This is a genomic window from Cedecea sp. VD22 (assembly GCF_037150195.1).
Taxonomy (GTDB): domain Bacteria; phylum Pseudomonadota; class Gammaproteobacteria; order Enterobacterales; family Enterobacteriaceae; genus Cedecea.
This window is the reverse complement of record NZ_JBBCPX010000004.1, coordinates 53,078-68,826: the sequence shown is the minus strand read 5'-3', so window position 1 is coordinate 68,826 and position 15,749 is coordinate 53,078. Positions and strand designations below refer to the sequence as shown.

Below are 15,749 nucleotides of genomic sequence, written 5' to 3'. Positions count from 1 at the left end.
ATAGTGAGCTCCACATTCACCCACAGGAGCAAATCATGAACTCAACCCCAACCGTTATTGTGACCGGCGCCTCAAGCGGCATCGGCCTGGCTATCGCGCAGGCTTACCTGGCTCGCGGCTACAATGTTGTCGGCAATGGCCGAACGCTGAAGCGCTTAGAAACGGCGGCGGCAAGCCTCGGTAACCCGGCGAATTTCCTGCTGGTGGCCGGAGATATTGCGCTGAAGACCACTGCAGAAGCACTGTTTAAGCAGGCTATCGCTGCTTTTGGCCGTGTGGATATTCTGATCAATAACGCCGGGATCTTTATCCCGAAACCGGCGAGCGACTACAGCGAGCAGGATATCGACGCGTTGATTAACACCAACCTGAAAGGGTTTCTGTTCCCGTCCCAGCAGGCCGCCAGCCATATGAGCAAAAACAAGTCGGGGCACATTGTGAACATCACGGCGAGCGTGGCCATGCAGCCTAACGTCAAGGTGCCTGCCTTGTTGCCGGTGATGGTGAAGGGCGGTCTGAATCAGGCGACCAGGGCGCTGGCTTTAGAGCTGGCGGCGGATAATGTGCGGGTTAACGCCGTTGCGCCTGGCATTATCGAAACGCCACTGCACGCGGACTATTCAGGCTCAATAGGTTTTCTCAGCACGCTGTCGCCGAGCGGGAAGACAGGCACCGTGCAGGATGTGGTAAACGCCGTGCTGTATCTGACGGATTCACAGTTCGTCAGCGGCACGGTCATGGCCGTGGACGGCGGCAGCACCGCCGGGGTTTGGTAACAGGAGAGCCGCTATGCCATACGTTAATATTCGCGTCACCCGGGAAGGGGTCAGCGCAGAGCAAAAGCTGGCGCTGATTGAGGGCGTCACCGACCTGCTGGAGCAGGTATTAAACAAAAAGCCCGCCGACACCTTTGTGGTTATCGACGAGGTTGAAACCGACAACTGGGGCGTGAACCGTGAAAGCGTGAGCGCCCGGCGGCGACGCGAAGCCGGGCAGGAGTAGGAGTGAACCTGGCCGCTAATTGGCGGCCAGTGCGGCCTGAACGTCCGGGAAGAACGCAAGGCGGCCGGGAATCGGTTTCACGCCAGCCCGCGCGAGCGTGCGCAGCGGCTGGAATTCAAGGTTCGTCACCCGTAGTTCGCAGCCTTCCGGCATTTTCTCTACAAAGCGCTGGAAGGCATCCAGACCCCCTGCGTCCAGCACCGGAACCGCATCCCATTGCAGAATAACCACCCGATGCCCCGGCACCTGCTGGGCCAGCTGAATGAACAATCCTTCGGCAGCGGCAAAGAACAGCGGCCCCGTGACGCGCAGCGCCAGCACATCCTCAGGCACATTCACATTGCTAAGCGGCGCGAGGCGAGTCATTCGAGCCACGCGTCGCATGAAAAGCAGCGACGCCAGCACAATGCCGACGCTGATGGCAATCACCATGTCAAACAGCACGGTCAGCGACATGCAGATCAGCATCACGATGATGTCGTCTTTCGGCGCCCGGCGCAGCAGGTTGACGACTTTATGCGCCTCGCTCATGTTCCACGCCACCATCAGCAGCAGGGCCGCCATCGCCGAGAGAGGCAGCCAGGAAAGCTGAGGGGCGAGCGCCAGCAGGGCCAGGATCACCAGCAGCGAGTGAATAATGGCGGCCACAGGCGAAGTTGCCCCGGCACGCACGTTGGCGGCTGAGCGAGCAATGGCCGCGGTGGCGGTAATTCCGCCGAAGAACGGGGCAATAATATTTCCCAGCCCCTGGCCGACCAGCTCGCTATTGGCGTTATGTTTGGTGCCGGTCATGCCGTCCAGCACCACCGCACAAAGCAGGGATTCGATGGCACCCAGCATGGCCATAGAGAACGCCGCAGGTAACAGGGCGCTGAGTGAGTCCCAGCTAAGCGTAAAGTCCGAATCTGGCATCGCCCACGGGAGCGTTAGCTGAGGCAGCAGTTGGGGAATGCCGTTGCCCTGGGTGCCGTCGGCAAGCACGTAGTGGAACCGGGAGCCAATCGTCGCAACTTCACCACCAAGCAAAGTCACCATCGCCATCACGGCGCAGCCCGCCAGCAGCGCAGGCAGATGCCCCGGCAGGCGAAGCCCCAGGCGCGGCCAGAGAATCAGCACCGCAAGCGTCACGATGCCGATCGCAGCGTCGCCCATATTCAGCGTGGGCAGCGCCATCGCCAGCGCGGCCACTTTATTCAGGTAGTGTTCCGGCACGTGCTCCAGCGTAAGGCCGAAAAAGTCTTTCACCTGCATCGTCGCAATGGTGATGCCTATCCCGGAGGTAAAGCCCAACGTCACCGACAGCGGAATGTATTCGATAAGCCGCCCAAAGCGTGCCAGCCCAAACAGGATCAGGAATATCCCGGACATCAGCGTGGCAACCAGCAGGCCAGCAAGCCCGAATTGTTGCGCGACGGGGTAGAGGATCACCACGAAAGCCGCTGTCGGGCCGGAGACGCTGAAGCGCGAGCCGCCGCTAAGGGCGATGACAATCCCGGCCACGGCGGCAGTATACAAACCGTACTGCGGCGCAACGCCGCTGCCGATGGCCAGCGCCATAGCCAGAGGAATAGCGATGATCCCGACGGTCACACCGGCGATGGCGTCCCGGCTAAAGCGGGACAGGGTGTACTTTTCGCGCCAGCAGGCATCAATCAGGGCGCGGAATGGCATTACGTGAGAAGAAGATACGGTTTTCACTTGTGATTCCATCCGTGAGCGCATCATCTGTCGTTCAGGCAGGTGAAGGAGGCATTGAAAAAGAGTAGTTCAAAAACGAAAAAACCCGCCGCAGCGGGTTTTAAAAGCAACGTCTATCAGTGCTCGAACATCGCAGAGATAGATTCTTCGTTACTGATACGACGAATGGCTTCTGCCAGCATACCGGACAGGGTCAGGGTACGGACGTTTGGCAGGGCTTTGATTTCGTCAGACAGCGGGATGGTATCGCAGACAATCACTTCGTCGATCACCGAGTTGCGCAGGTTGTGCACCGCGTTACCGGAGAAGATAGGGTGAGTGGCATAGGCGAATACGCGTTTAGCGCCGCGTTCTTTCAGCGCTTCAGCTGCTTTACACAGGGTGCCGCCGGTATCAATCATGTCGTCAACCAGTACGCAATCACGGCCGGACACGTCACCGATGATATGCATAACCTGGGAAACGTTAGCGCGCGGACGGCGCTTGTCGATGATAGCCATATCTGTGTCGTTCAACAGCTTAGCGATAGCACGGGCACGTACCACGCCGCCGATGTCCGGGGAAACCACGATTGGATTTTCCAGGCCGATTTGCAGCATATCTTCCAGCAGAATTGGGCTACCGAAGACGTTGTCTACCGGGACGTCAAAGAAGCCCTGGATTTGTTCAGCGTGCAGGTCCACGGTGAGAACACGGTCAACCCCTACGCTTGAGAGGAAGTCAGCAACGACTTTCGCAGTGATGGGTACACGAGCGGAGCGCACACGACGGTCCTGACGAGCGTAGCCAAAGTAAGGGATAACAGCGGTGATACGACCTGCAGAAGCGCGGCGCAGGGCATCAACCATAACAACCAATTCCATCAGGTTGTCGTTCGTTGGGGCACAGGTGGACTGGATGATGAAAATATCACCACCGCGTACATTTTCGTTGATTTGTACGCTTACTTCACCGTCGCTAAAGCGACCGACGGCGGCGTCACCAAGGGAGGTGTACAGGCGGTTGGCAATACGTTGTGCTAGTTCCGGGGTGGCGTTACCAGCAAAAAGCTTCATATCAGGCACGAGAAGAACCTCAGGCATGCGTCCAGTGGCGGATGGTTGCTACCGCATAATGTGCGGGCGGGGTAGCCCCCATCCAGGCGGTGTATTAAAGAGCACGATGCAACGTCTGAAACGAGGTGACGTTGTCACCAATGCCCAGCTTGCCCGGATATGGCCTGATGCAGCGGAGATCTATTAACGCCTCGCGCAACAAACCCATGCAGCCATTCCGGGGCTTGCTCAAGCACCTGCCGGGCGGCGTGCTCGGTGTTAAATTCAGCAAACACACAAGCGCCGGTGCCGGTCAGGCGCGACGGCGCGTATTCTAACAGCCAGGAAAGCGCGGCATCAACCTCGCGAAAACGTTTTCTTGCGATAACCTCACAATCGTTGACAAATTCACATTTTAGCAACGTCGTAATTGACCTGACCGGGGTTTCGCGCGGGAGGTCAGGATCGCCAAAAATGATCGGCGTTGGAATACTGACGCCCGGATGAGCAACCAGGTACCATTTTTCTTCAGGTTCGACCGGCGTCAGGATTTCACCGACGCCTTCAGCAAAGGCGGCGTGGCCCCTGACAAATACCGGCACGTCGGCACCAAGGCGAATGCCCAGCGCGGCCAGTTCGTCTTCGCTGCAGCCGGTTTTCCAGAGCTGGTTCAGTGCCACCAGTACGGTAGCCGCGTTGGAGGAGCCGCCGCCCAGCCCACCGCCCATTGGAAGCTGCTTCTCAACGCCGAGATCGGCGCCTGCGCCCGCGGGCAGGGTGCCTTTTTCTGCCGCGAATTCCATCAGCATACGGGCGGCGCGCACAATCAGGTTTTCTTCATCAGGCACGCCGTCAATCGGCGTCACCAGCCGAATGACGCCGTCGGAACGCGGTTCGATGGTGAGCGTATCGCCATAATCAAGAAACTGAAACAGCGTCTGCAGGTTGTGATAACCGTCGGCACGGCGGCCGGTGATGTACAGAAACAGGTTCAGTTTTGCAGGGGCAGGCCAGCGGGAAATCATTATTTCACCGTCCAGCTGTCCATTTTCAGCTTGATACGCTGGTCGCCTTCGCGCAATTCCATGTTGGACGGCAGAGAAGGTTGGGTTTTGCTGTCGTAATCACTGTATACCACTTTCCAGGTTTTGCCGCCCTGGGTGTAGTTTACTTCGCGCAGGCGGTACTGGTCGTCCAGCTTGTAGTCCGTGGAGTCGCCCGGCAGGCCGAGCATCCACTGGCGCAGGCTGTTCAGCGGAATAGGCATCCCGGTCAGCTTGCCGATCATCTCTTCCGCATCTGTGGCGGTGTAGCGCTTGCCGTCGCGGTCGGTTAACTGAACCCGATCCGGCTGAGCATTAAGCTCAAGTTCGGTGCTGCCGAGCGGGTTGGTCAGCAGCAGGCGGTAACGGTCCGGGGCAGTTTGCTGCCAGTTAAAGCGGGCATATACCTTTTGGCTATCGGAGAGATAAGCAAAAGCGCCACGCGTCTGATATTGGGTGATTTTTTGCACTTGTTGCTGGTGTTCTAACCACTGCGGCGAGTCAGGACTTTTGCCCGGGCCGCTCGGTTGGGTGACTGAACAGGCGGCCAGCACGAGGCTGGCAAGGGGCAGAAGGCGCATCAGGCGGGCTTTTGGCATCAACATGGCGGCAGCAAATCCTTAAATTCATTTTTGTGGTCAACCGTTCATGCTAGCGGGCGGGCGGCAGGGCGTCTACGGTCATGTTGTCTTAAATCATAAATCATCCACTTACTCCACAAGGGGAAGCTCTCTTTTATTGATTCGGCTCATCCTGTATGATGCGACCAGAAATCCTTATCAACATCGGTATTACTCAGACCGCTCCATGACCCTGTTAGCGTTAGGAATTAACCACAAAACCGCGCCGGTATCGCTGCGAGAACGTGTAACGTTTTCGCCAGACACGCTCGACCAGGCGTTGGGCAGTTTGCTGGAACAGCCTATGGTTCAGGGCGGAGTGGTGCTGTCGACCTGCAACAGAACCGAGTTATATCTGAGCGTTGAGCAACAGGAAAACCTGCACGAAGGGCTGGTGCGCTGGCTGTGTGATTACCACAACCTCAACGAAGAGGAAGTGCGTAAAAGCCTTTACTGGCACCACGATAACGACGCCGTCAGCCATCTGATGCGCGTGGCCAGTGGCCTGGATTCACTGGTGCTGGGCGAACCGCAGATCCTCGGGCAGGTGAAAAAAGCCTTTGCCGACTCCCAAAAAGGCCATTCGCTTTCCAGCGAGCTGGAGCGCATGTTCCAGAAGTCCTTCTCCGTTGCCAAGCGCGTGCGCACCGAAACCGACATTGGCGCCAGCGCCGTTTCCGTCGCGTTTGCCGCCTGCACCCTGGCACGGCAAATCTTTGAATCGCTCTCCTCGGTAACTGTCCTGCTGGTCGGTGCCGGGGAGACTATCGAACTGGTTGCCCGCCATCTGCGCGAGCATAAAGTTGAGAAGATGATTATCGCCAACCGTACCCGAGAACGCGCTCAGGTGCTGGCCGATGAGGTCGGCGCGGAAGTGATTAGCCTGAGTGAAATTGACGAACGTCTGGCGGATGCCGATATCATCATCAGTTCTACCGCCAGCCCGCTGCCTATCATCGGCAAGGGGATGATGGAACGCGCGCTTAAAGCCCGTCGTAACCAGCCGATGCTGCTGGTAGACATCGCCGTACCGCGTGACGTTGAACCCGAAGTCGGTAAGCTGGCGAACGCCTACCTTTACAGCGTGGACGACCTGCAGGCCATTATTCAGAGCAACCTTGCGCAGCGCAAAGCGGCGGCGGTTGAGGCTGAAACTATCGTGGCGCAGGAATGCAGTGAATTTATGGCCTGGCTGCGCGCGCAAAGCGCCTCCGAGACCATTCGCGAATACCGTAGTCAGGCAGAGCAGGTGAGAGACGACCTGGCTGCCAAAGCGCTGGCTGCCCTACAACAGGGCGGCGACGCGGAATCCGTACTGCAGGATCTGGCCTGGAAACTGACCAATCGCCTGATTCATGCCCCAACCAAATCGCTCACGCAGGCTGCCCGTGACGGGGACGACGAACGCCTGCAAATCCTGCGTAACAGCCTCGGGCTGGATTAGCACACACAACTCTTATTACAAGGTGAACCACCGCCCATGAAGCCTTCTATTGTTGCCAAACTGGAAGCCTTGCAGGAGCGCCATGAAGAAGTTCAGGCCCTGCTAGGCGATGCCTCGACCATTGCCGATCAGGACCGTTTCCGCGCCCTGTCTCGTGAGTATGCCCAGTTAAGCGATGTATCGCGCTGTTTCCTGCAATGGCGTCAGGTACAGGAAGACATTGAGACCGCAGAAAGTATGCTCGGCGATCCGGAAATGCGCGAAATGGCGCAGGAAGAGCTGGCCGAAGCCAAAGCCAGCAGCGAAGAGCTGGAGCAGCAGCTTCAGGTTCTGCTGCTGCCAAAAGATCCCGACGATGAGCGCAATGCGTTTGTCGAAGTTCGTGCCGGCACCGGCGGGGACGAAGCTGCGCTGTTTGCCGGCGATCTGTTCCGCATGTACAGCCGCTATGCCGAAGCCCGCCGCTGGCGGATTGAAATCATCAGCGCCAACGAAGGCGAGCACGGCGGCTTCAAAGAAGTGATCGCAAAAATCAGCGGCGAGGGTGTCTATGGCCGCCTGAAATTTGAATCCGGCGGCCACCGCGTGCAGCGTGTTCCGGCCACGGAATCCCAGGGGCGTATTCATACTTCCGCGTGTACCGTGGCGGTGATGCCGGAAATTCCAGAGGCGGAACTGCCGGACATTAACCCGGCGGACCTGCGCATCGATACCTTCCGTTCCTCTGGGGCGGGCGGGCAGCACGTTAACACCACCGACTCCGCAATCCGTATTACTCACTTGCCAACCGGCATTGTGGTGGAGTGCCAGGACGAACGTTCCCAGCATAAAAACAAAGCTAAAGCGCTTTCCGTGCTGGGGGCGCGAATTCGCGCCGCCGAAGTCGCCAAACGTCAGCAGGAAGAGGCTTCCACTCGCCGTAACCTGCTCGGCTCCGGCGACCGCTCTGACCGCAACCGTACCTACAACTTCCCGCAGGGGCGCGTGACCGATCACCGCATCAACCTGACGCTTTACCGTCTGGATGAAGTGATGGAAGGGAAAATCGACGCCCTGATCGAGCCGATTGTGCAGGAGTTCCAGGCCGATCAGCTCGCGGCGCTGTCCGAGCAGGATTAATGGAGTTTCAGTCATGGCTTTGCCAGGCCGTTCAGCGCCTGGCGCAAAGCGAAAGCCCAAAGCGAGATGCGGAGATTTTATTGGGATTTGCCACCGGCAAATCCCGCACGTTTATCCTCGCTTTTGGTGAAACCTCGCTGACGCCAGCCCAGCAAGCCGAGCTTGATGGGCTTCTGGCTCGCCGGGAGCGCGGTGAACCGATTGCACACCTTGTGGGCGAACGTGAGTTCTGGTCGCTGCCGCTGCGCGTTTCTCCGGTGACGCTGATTCCTCGTCCTGATACCGAATGCCTCGTCGAACATGCGTTAACTAAGCTGCCGAAAACCCCGTGCGCAATGTTAGATCTTGGCACCGGGACGGGCGCTATCGCTCTGGCGCTGGCCAGCGAACGTCCTGACTGCGACGTCACCGCGCTGGACGTGGTGCCGGAAGCCGTGGCGCTGGCGAAAACGAACGCAGAAAACCTGGGCATAACCAACGTCAGGGTGTTGCAAAGCCACTGGTTTAACGCCCTTGATGCCCAGCGCTTTGCGCTGATTGTCAGTAATCCGCCGTATATCGACGAAGCCGATCCGCACCTCAGTGAAGGTGACGTTCGCTTTGAACCGAAAAGCGCGCTGGTAGCGGAGAATCATGGTCTGGCCGATTTAGAAACCCTGGTTAAAGATTCACGCCGTTTTCTTGAACCCGGCGGCTGGCTGGTGCTGGAGCACGGCTGGACGCAGGGCGAAAGCGTGCAGCGTTTGCTACGGGATGCCGGTTTCACTGAGGTTGCAACCTACAAAGATTATGGCGATAACGATCGCCTGACGTCAGGACGCTATCTTTGACTTATTAAGGAACAGACATTTTGGCGACTTATTTTTCACTTAAATATCTGCATATTTTCACCGTCGTTATTTCAATCAGCCTGTTTGTTTTACGCTACTGGTGGCAATATCGCGGGTCTGTGATGTCCGGCAAGCGCTGGGTGCGCATCGTACCGCACGTTAATGATACGCTGTTATTGATCAGCGGTTTTGCGCTGGTTATGGTTACGCATTTCTATCCTTTTACGCCGCAGGGAACGTGGCTGACTGAAAAGCTGTTTGGCGTTATTATCTATATCGCTTTAGGTTATATCGCGCTGGGAAAACGTCCGCGCAGCCAGCAGGTTCGTTGGTTTGCTTTTCTGCTGGGGCTGGTGGTGCTTTACATCATCATAAAACTCGCCACCACTAAAATACCGATATTGGGGTAAGTATGAAGTCGTTAGCCGATTTCGAATTTAATCAGGCACCGCTCTGCGAGGGCATGATTTTGGTCTCGCAGCTGATTCGGGATGATTTCCCGACCGCAGAAGTGAAAGCACAGCTCGGGGAACTGGTGAAGCTGGCAAAAGAAGAGATTTGCCTGGGGACACATCCCGACCTGCAGCTGGAAAAACTGCTGGAACTCTTTTACGGCGAATGGGGCTTTAAGGACTCAGGCGGCGTGTATCGCCTGTCCGACGCCCTGTGGCTGGACAACGTTTTAAAAAGTCGTCAGGGGAGCGCGGTTTCCCTTGGGGCAATTTTGCTGTGGCTTGCCGAGCAGCTTGATATTCCGCTGATGCCGGTGATTTTCCCGACGCAGCTTATTCTGCGTGCCGACTGGATGGACGGCGAAATGTGGCTTATCAATCCGTTTAACGGCGATACGCTGGATGAGCACACGCTGGAAGTGTGGATCAAGGGCAATATTAACCCGACGGCGGAGCTGTTCGACGAAGATCTTGACGAGTCAGACAACGCGGAGGTGATCCGCAAGCTGCTGGATACGCTCAAGTCCGCGCTGATGGAGGAGCGGCAGATGGAGATGGCGCTGCGCGCCAGCGAAGTACTGCTGCAGTTTAATCCGGAAGATCCGTACGAAATTCGCGACCGCGGCCTGATTTATGCGCAGCTGGACTGCGAGCACGTGGCGCTCAACGACTTGAGCTATTTTGTTGAGCAGTGCCCGGAAGATCCAATTAGCGAAATGATTAAGGCGCAAATCAATTCGATTGCGCACAAGCAGATTACCCTGCATTAAGTTCACACCTGATAAGGCGAACATATGAAACAAAAAGTGGTTAACATTGGCGATATCAACGTCGCAAACGACCTGCCGTTTGTGCTGTTTGGCGGCATGAACGTGCTGGAGTCCCGCGACCTGGCGATGCGCATCTGCGAACACTACGTGACCGTGACCCAAAAGCTGGGTATCCCGTACGTGTTCAAAGCCTCTTTTGATAAAGCTAACCGTTCATCCATTCACTCCTACCGTGGCCCGGGCCTGGAAGAGGGCATGAAGATTTTCCAGGAACTGAAGCAGACCTTCGGCGTGAAAATCATTACCGATGTGCATGAAGCTCACCAGGCACAGCCTGTGGCTGACGTGGTTGATGTGATTCAACTGCCAGCTTTCCTGGCTCGCCAGACCGACCTGGTTGAAGCGATGGCCAAAACCGGCGCCGTCATCAACGTGAAGAAGCCGCAGTTTGTCAGCCCTGGTCAGATGGGCAACATCGTGGATAAATTCGCCGAAGGCGGCAACGACAAAATCATCCTGTGCGATCGCGGCACGCAATTCGGCTACGACAACCTGGTTGTCGACATGCTGGGCTTCAGCGTGATGAAGCAGGTCTCTAACGGCGCGCCGGTGATTTTCGATGTCACCCACGCGCTGCAATGCCGTGACCCGTTTGGTGCGGCGTCAAGCGGTCGTCGTGCGCAGGTGACTGAACTGGCTCGCGCCGGGATGGCTACTGGTCTGGCGGGTCTGTTTATTGAAGCGCACCCGGACCCGGATAACGCCCGCTGCGATGGCCCATCTGCGCTGCCGCTGGCGAAGCTGGAAGCTTTCCTGACCCAGATTAGAGCGATTGACGATCTGGTGAAGAACTTCGAGCCGCTGGACACCAGCAAATAATTGCTGCAAAAAATAAAACCCGCTTCGGCGGGTTTTTTTATGTTTGGCTCCCTCTCTTGAGGGAGACAGCGAAATGAGTCCGTAGTGGCCTGATGCTCTCTCCCCGTGGGAGGGGGAGCAAATATTAAAGACCGCCTTTACAGGCGGTCTTGCTGTTTACTTAGGCAAAGATTGTCATCAGGTAGGCGGCAAACAGCGCCAGGTGCGCGGTGCCGTTAAGCACGTTGGTGCGTCCGGTGGAGAACGAAATCTGGCACAGGACCAGCGCCGCCATCATCACCACCATCTGCGGCATGCCGAGGGCGAAAACCAGGTCGTTGCCGGTGAACCAGGCAATCAGCGTCACCGTCGGTACAGTAAGAGAAATGGTGGCGAGCACGGAACCGAAGAACAGGTTCATGGCGCGCTGCACCTGGTTACTCAGCACCGCTTTTAACGCGCCCAACCCTTCCGGAGACAGAATCAGCAAGGCGACCAGGAAGCCGGTGAACTGGGCCGGGGCATCCATCGCGTCCAGAAGATGCTCCAGCGGGTTGGCGTTCATCTTGGTCACGGCAATCACTGCAATCAGGTGGACGATAAGCCAGGCCGTGTGCCACGCGGAGCTGTGCGCGGATGGCTTGCCGTGGTGCGGGTCGTCGCTGTCGCCTTCATCTTCATGCTCGTAAACAAACAGGCTCTGGTGCGTTTTCGTCTGAATCAGCAGGAATACGCCGTACATGGCGGCAGAGATCAGCGCTACAAGCAGGGACTGACCCAGCGAGAAATTGCCGCCCGGAAGCGCCATCGGGAACACCAGCACGATCACCGCCAGCGGGAAGAGCGCGATCAGGTACTGTTTAATACCAAACAGGTTCATGTACTGCGTGGCAAATTTGCGGCCGCCCATCAACAGGGAGAAGCCCACAAGGCCGCCGGTCACAATCATGATGATGGAATAGAGCGTGTCGCGCATCAGCGTTGGGGCTGCATCGCCGGTGGCCATCAGCGCGGAAATCAGACTAACTTCAAGAATAACGACCGACAGGCTCAGAATCAGTGAGCCGTAGGGTTCACCCAGACGGTGCGCCAGCACGTCCGCGTGGCGAACAACGCTAAAGGCACTGCCCAGAATGGCGACCAGCGCCAAAATATTGATGCCGACAACCACCGGCAGGGACTGGCTTGACCCCCACATCGCCAGTACCGCCAGTGCCAGTACCGGGAAAATGAGAGAACTCTCCTTGTGGCGGGTTTTTACCGCCTCATGTTGTGTTTTTGTCATTCAACTTCTCCATCTCTGCAGGCGATAACCTGTTTTGATCATTATAGTCAGGTTTTTGAAGTCATATAAACTAGCAAAAAACCGTTACTTTTAGTTAAAAATTTACTTATTTTTACGGCATTTATTTGAATTTAAGTCTGGCGCACCGAAATGGCGTGTATTCTTTATTTAATTTAAATAAAACATATTGATATGAATTGCATTCATTCAAATAACCACTGTTTTTGACGGTGTTAGTCCCGGGTATTGGCATAAAAATCACAACCTGGGCGCGAAATCAGTATGTTAGCGATAGAGTAACGGGCGAGTGCATTGTTTACAAAAAGAAGTGTTATGAAAATTAACCCTCCATTATGTGTGACTAATTTATTGGCGACAGGGTAACACACATCAGTCTGGCAAGAAAAAATGACAATTTATCTGTTTTGTGATCGCTATCATGCTTGCCAGCGCGCGGTGAATTGCTTATGGTCTTGATATATTGCTCTATTAGTAGGCAAAAGTTGTCAATAAATGCCGGGAAGGCGCAGCGTGTGCAGTCGCACGGAAGCAAGCAGTGGCGGAGGTATATCGTGTTAACGCGTGATTTCTTAATGAAAGCGGATTGTAAGACGGCTTTTGGTGCCATTGAGGAATCGTTACTGTGGTCCCCTGAGCAGCGTTCGGCGTCTCTTGCCGCCACGCTCGCTTGTCGCCCAGACCAAAGTCCGGTATGGCTCTTTGGTTACGGTTCACTGATGTGGAACCCGGCTTTTGAATTTGAAGAGTCAGCCCCCGGCATGCTGGTGGGCTGGCATCGTGCATTTTGCCTGCGGTTGACGGCGGGGCGTGGAACCGCCTGCCGCCCTGGACGTATGCTCGCGCTTAAAGAGGGCGGCAGAACGACCGGGCTGGCTTACCGGTTGCCGGAGGCTTGCCTGGAAGACGAGCTGACGCTGGTCTGGAAGCGGGAGATGATTACCGGCTGCTATTTGCCAACCTGGTGCAAACTCGAGTTGGACGATGGGCGAACGGTCAACGCGGTGGTGTTCATTATGGACCCGCGTCACCCGCTTTATGAGGCGGATACCCGGGCAGAAACCATCGCGCCGCTGATCGCTTCTGCCAGCGGGCCGCTGGGCACCAATGCTCAGTATCTTTTTTCGCTCGAGCAGGAAATGAAAAAGCACGGGATGAAGGACGATTGTATGTCCGAACTGGCAAACCAGGTGCGGGCCTGGCTGAGCGGGCATGAGGATAACAGCGGGCTGCAGCCTGGTTTTGCATAGTAAGAAAAAGGCCACCGAAAGGTGGCCTCAGTGTTTTATGCCGGAACAAAACTGATGGAGTGCTCCAGCGACTGGGTATGACTGTCGATCAGCACCTTCCAGGTCCCGCTGTAGGGCACGGCGATATAGGCCGACTGGCGATTTTGTACGCTTAGCACGTCGGCCTCCGAGCTACCGCGCCTGTCTGAGTCGCACATCAAATGGATATGACAGTTATTCGAACAGCGAACCACCACGGTATCGCCACCAAAAAGTTTTAGACTGGCTTTTACTACTGGCATTTTTCACTCCACTTCCGCATCAAACATGGCCTGCTGGCCCCCAAAGGTGCTGTCCTGGTTCGTGATGTTGTTCACAAATCACTCGTGGCATCACACCAGAGCCGAGAGGGGTAAATGCTGATGTTGATCAAAAAATGCCGCAACGATTAAACAATAATCATATTGTGCCTGAAACCTTTCAGCTGGCGGGCGTTTCGTTGGCAAACGTCCGCCCGCGCATCATTAAATACGGAAATGCCCCGCGGTTTCCGCTAACTCTCCAGCCTGGCTTTGCAATGCACCCGCCGCCGCCGCAGATTCCACTACCAGTTCAGCATTCTGCTGTACCATATTGTCCAGATGGGTCACCGCGTGATTAATCTCCTGAATCCCTTTCATCTGTTCGTCGGTTGAGAGGGTTATCTCGCGCATGATGACCAAAACGCTGCCGACGCTTTGTTCTATTTTGTCCATCGCCTCACCGGCCTGGCGCACGTAAAGCGAGCCATCGGCAACGCTTGCGGTGGTGGAGTCGATCAGGCTTTTGATCTCCTTCGCCGCCTGTGCGCTGCGGCTGGCGAGGTTGCGCACTTCGCCAGCGACTACGGCAAATCCCCGGCCTTGTTCACCGGCGCGGGCAGCCTCAACGGCGGCATTTAGCGCCAGGATGTTGGTCTGGAAAGCGATGCTGTCAATGACGCCGGTAATATCGCCAATCTTGCCGGAGGCCAGCTCAATGGCCTGCATGGTGGTAATAACCTTCGAGACCACTTCACCCCCGCGTTCAGCGGCTTCACCGGCGCTGTGGGCTTGAGCGTTGGCCTGAGCGGCAGAAGCGGTAGAATTTGCGACAGAGGCGGTGATCTGCTCTACGGCGCTGGCTGTTTCTCGCAGGCTGGAGGCGGCCCGCTCGGTGCGGGCAGAAAGCTCCTGATTGCCTGCAGCAATTTCGTTGGCGGCGACTTTCACCGAGGCGCTTGAATCCCTGAGCTGGGTCATGACTACGCCCAACTTGTCGCTGAAGGCGTTAAAGGCGTGGGCGATTTCCGTCACTTCATCGTGACCCGTTTCCGGCAACCGCTGAGATAGATCATTTGTGCCGTTGCTGATGGCGCGCATCCCGTCGCGAATTGTCCCGAGGCGGCTCATCACCTTACCGATCAGCAGATGCACAATTGCACCAGAAATCAGCACCAACACCAGCAGGGCGATGGCGGAAGCCTTCAGTAAAGCGCGCATCCCGGAGGTGGCATCATGCTCGTCGAGGGCCACGACCAGATACCAATGCGTGCCGCTAATCGGCGTAGCCATCAGCTGTTTACTTTGCCCGCTGATTATGCCGACGGCGCGATGTGTATCGCCGAGTAGCTGAGGTAAATCAGCCTGTTGAACGGCATCAGAAAAGGCTTTCAGCGTCAGGGTCGGATCCTGAGCGGCAATCAATGTCCCATCGCTGTTGATTAGCAGCCCGCTGCTGGCGGGCGTTGGGTGAATGCTGCGCACGTTCGCCACCACGCTGTCCATCGCCACATCCCCCGCGACGACGGCTTTAAGGCTGCCATTTTGCTTAATGGGCACGGCAAAAGTCACGACCAGCTTACCGGTACCGGCATCCACGTAAGGAGCGGTGACGACGGGAGCGTCGTCTTTCACCACCTGCTGATACCACGGTCGCCGGGTGGGGTCGAAGTCGGCCGGTACCCCCGTTGGGTCAGAAAATTTTGCGGTTTTATTCGCATAACCGACGTAGATATTGGTGAAGCCGCCGGCTTTGGCCAGTTGAGTGAAGACCGGGATGGGATCTTCGCTCAGCGCGGTGTTTTCCAGGGAGCTAACGATCGCCATTTTACCGCTGACCCAGTCGCCGATAGCGACGGAATGGCTCAGGCTGGTGCTGGTTAGTGTGTCGGTGATGGCACGTTGGTTATCGCGGCTGGTGACGGCGTAATTAATGAAGGTGTTGAGACATAGAGCTGAGACCAGGCAAATTGCCGTGACTAAAAGAAGACGTGTACGAAGAGATTTAACCATAATTATTATCCTGCTGCTGTGTTGTCCTAAGCAAA

At 56.5% G+C, this 15,749-nt stretch carries 16 protein-coding genes; 9 read left to right on the top strand and 7 right to left on the bottom strand.

What is annotated here, in order from left to right; all coding sequences use genetic code 11:
- The first annotated feature begins 35 nt into the window (after positions 1 to 35).
- On the top strand, positions 36 to 776 hold the full coding sequence (locus tag WFK85_RS10485; RefSeq protein ID WP_336708138.1) for an SDR family NAD(P)-dependent oxidoreductase: 741 nt from the start codon (positions 36 to 38) through the stop codon (positions 774 to 776).
- Positions 777 to 789: 13 nt separating this feature from the next.
- Positions 790 to 1,002 (top strand): tautomerase family protein, encoded by a 213-nt coding sequence (locus WFK85_RS10480; RefSeq protein ID WP_008454175.1) that lies wholly within the window; start codon positions 790 to 792, stop codon positions 1,000 to 1,002.
- 15 nt (positions 1,003 to 1,017) lie between these two features.
- On the opposite strand, the gene dauA is transcribed toward WFK85_RS10480, so the two are convergent.
- The 4 genes from dauA to lolB form a co-directional block, all read right to left on the bottom strand.
- On the bottom strand, positions 1,018 to 2,712 hold the full coding sequence (gene dauA / locus WFK85_RS10475) for a C4-dicarboxylic acid transporter DauA (protein WP_442892265.1): 1,695 nt from the start codon (positions 2,710 to 2,712) through the stop codon (positions 1,018 to 1,020).
- Between the two features lie 104 nt (positions 2,713 to 2,816).
- Positions 2,817 to 3,764 carry a ribose-phosphate diphosphokinase gene (gene prs, locus WFK85_RS10470; protein ID WP_008454180.1) on the bottom strand — a complete coding sequence of 316 codons (948 nt, stop codon included), beginning with the start codon at positions 3,762 to 3,764 and terminating at the stop codon, positions 2,817 to 2,819.
- A gap of 125 nt (positions 3,765 to 3,889) precedes the next feature.
- Positions 3,890 to 4,756 carry a 4-(cytidine 5'-diphospho)-2-C-methyl-D-erythritol kinase gene (gene ispE / locus WFK85_RS10465; RefSeq protein WP_336708272.1) on the bottom strand — a complete coding sequence of 289 codons (867 nt, stop codon included), beginning with the start codon at positions 4,754 to 4,756 and terminating at the stop codon, positions 3,890 to 3,892.
- 2 nt (positions 4,757 to 4,758) lie between these two features.
- Positions 4,759 to 5,382 (bottom strand): lipoprotein insertase outer membrane protein LolB, encoded by a 624-nt coding sequence (gene lolB, locus WFK85_RS10460; protein WP_008454183.1) that lies wholly within the window; start codon positions 5,380 to 5,382, stop codon positions 4,759 to 4,761.
- A gap of 202 nt (positions 5,383 to 5,584) precedes the next feature.
- Between lolB and hemA the strand changes: the two genes are divergently transcribed.
- Genes hemA through kdsA form a run of 6 tightly spaced genes read left to right on the top strand, consistent with a single transcriptional unit; the run spans position 5,585 to position 10,891 of the window.
- The gene (gene hemA / locus WFK85_RS10455; RefSeq protein WP_008454185.1) at positions 5,585 to 6,841 is read left to right on the top strand and encodes a glutamyl-tRNA reductase; all 1,257 of its coding nucleotides are present in this window, start codon (positions 5,585 to 5,587) and stop codon (positions 6,839 to 6,841) included.
- A 36-nt stretch (positions 6,842 to 6,877) separates the two neighbouring features.
- On the top strand, positions 6,878 to 7,960 hold the full coding sequence (gene prfA, locus WFK85_RS10450; protein ID WP_008454187.1) for a peptide chain release factor 1: 1,083 nt from the start codon (positions 6,878 to 6,880) through the stop codon (positions 7,958 to 7,960).
- The gene (gene prmC / locus WFK85_RS10445; protein ID WP_336708134.1) at positions 7,960 to 8,790 is read left to right on the top strand and encodes a peptide chain release factor N(5)-glutamine methyltransferase; all 831 of its coding nucleotides are present in this window, start codon (positions 7,960 to 7,962) and stop codon (positions 8,788 to 8,790) included. The genes prfA and prmC overlap by 1 nt, the downstream gene beginning before the upstream one ends.
- A gap of 20 nt (positions 8,791 to 8,810) precedes the next feature.
- On the top strand, positions 8,811 to 9,200 hold the full coding sequence (locus WFK85_RS10440) for a SirB2 family protein (RefSeq protein WP_442892264.1): 390 nt from the start codon (positions 8,811 to 8,813) through the stop codon (positions 9,198 to 9,200).
- Between the two features lie 2 nt (positions 9,201 to 9,202).
- On the top strand, positions 9,203 to 10,012 hold the full coding sequence (sirB1, locus tag WFK85_RS10435) for an invasion regulator SirB1 (RefSeq protein WP_008454192.1): 810 nt from the start codon (positions 9,203 to 9,205) through the stop codon (positions 10,010 to 10,012).
- A 24-nt stretch (positions 10,013 to 10,036) separates the two neighbouring features.
- The gene (gene kdsA / locus WFK85_RS10430; protein WP_336708132.1) at positions 10,037 to 10,891 is read left to right on the top strand and encodes a 3-deoxy-8-phosphooctulonate synthase; all 855 of its coding nucleotides are present in this window, start codon (positions 10,037 to 10,039) and stop codon (positions 10,889 to 10,891) included.
- Between the two features lie 160 nt (positions 10,892 to 11,051).
- Here the strand turns inward: kdsA and chaA are convergent, their stop codons facing one another.
- Complete coding sequence (gene chaA, locus WFK85_RS10425) at positions 11,052 to 12,155, bottom strand: sodium-potassium/proton antiporter ChaA (protein ID WP_166873271.1); 1,104 nt, start codon at positions 12,153 to 12,155, stop codon at positions 11,052 to 11,054.
- A gap of 572 nt (positions 12,156 to 12,727) precedes the next feature.
- Between chaA and WFK85_RS10420 the strand changes: the two genes are divergently transcribed.
- A complete protein-coding gene (locus tag WFK85_RS10420) occupies positions 12,728 to 13,423 on the top strand; it encodes a gamma-glutamylcyclotransferase (RefSeq protein WP_336708131.1) in 696 nt (231 codons plus the stop codon).
- A 35-nt stretch (positions 13,424 to 13,458) separates the two neighbouring features.
- Here the strand turns inward: WFK85_RS10420 and WFK85_RS10415 are convergent, their stop codons facing one another.
- Entirely contained in the window at positions 13,459 to 13,704 is a 246-nt protein-coding gene (locus WFK85_RS10415; RefSeq protein WP_166991992.1) for a DUF1883 domain-containing protein, read from the bottom strand.
- Between the two features lie 222 nt (positions 13,705 to 13,926).
- Positions 13,927 to 15,714 (bottom strand): methyl-accepting chemotaxis protein, encoded by a 1,788-nt coding sequence (locus tag WFK85_RS10410; protein WP_336708130.1) that lies wholly within the window; start codon positions 15,712 to 15,714, stop codon positions 13,927 to 13,929.
- Positions 15,715 to 15,749 lie beyond the last annotated feature (35 nt).

Excerpts from the sequence above, each read along its gene's own strand:
- WFK85_RS10485 (WP_336708138.1), top strand. The coding sequence starts at position 36 with ATGAACTCAACCCCAACCGTTATTGTGACCGGCGCCTCAAGCGGCATC.
- WFK85_RS10480 (WP_008454175.1), top strand. The coding sequence starts at position 790 with ATGCCATACGTTAATATTCGCGTCACCCGGGAAGGGGTCAGCGCAGAG.
- dauA (WP_442892265.1), bottom strand. The coding sequence starts at position 2,712 with ATGGAATCACAAGTGAAAACCGTATCTTCTTCTCACGTAATGCCATTC.
- lolB (WP_008454183.1), bottom strand. The coding sequence starts at position 5,382 with ATGTTGATGCCAAAAGCCCGCCTGATGCGCCTTCTGCCCCTTGCCAGC.
- hemA (WP_008454185.1), top strand. The coding sequence starts at position 5,585 with ATGACCCTGTTAGCGTTAGGAATTAACCACAAAACCGCGCCGGTATCG.
- prfA (WP_008454187.1), top strand. The coding sequence starts at position 6,878 with ATGAAGCCTTCTATTGTTGCCAAACTGGAAGCCTTGCAGGAGCGCCAT.
- prmC (WP_336708134.1), top strand. The coding sequence starts at position 7,960 with ATGGAGTTTCAGTCATGGCTTTGCCAGGCCGTTCAGCGCCTGGCGCAA.
- sirB1 (WP_008454192.1), top strand. The coding sequence starts at position 9,203 with ATGAAGTCGTTAGCCGATTTCGAATTTAATCAGGCACCGCTCTGCGAG.
- kdsA (WP_336708132.1), top strand. The coding sequence starts at position 10,037 with ATGAAACAAAAAGTGGTTAACATTGGCGATATCAACGTCGCAAACGAC.
- chaA (WP_166873271.1), bottom strand. The coding sequence starts at position 12,155 with ATGACAAAAACACAACATGAGGCGGTAAAAACCCGCCACAAGGAGAGT.
- WFK85_RS10415 (WP_166991992.1), bottom strand. The coding sequence starts at position 13,704 with ATGCCAGTAGTAAAAGCCAGTCTAAAACTTTTTGGTGGCGATACCGTG.
- WFK85_RS10410 (WP_336708130.1), bottom strand. The coding sequence starts at position 15,714 with ATGGTTAAATCTCTTCGTACACGTCTTCTTTTAGTCACGGCAATTTGC.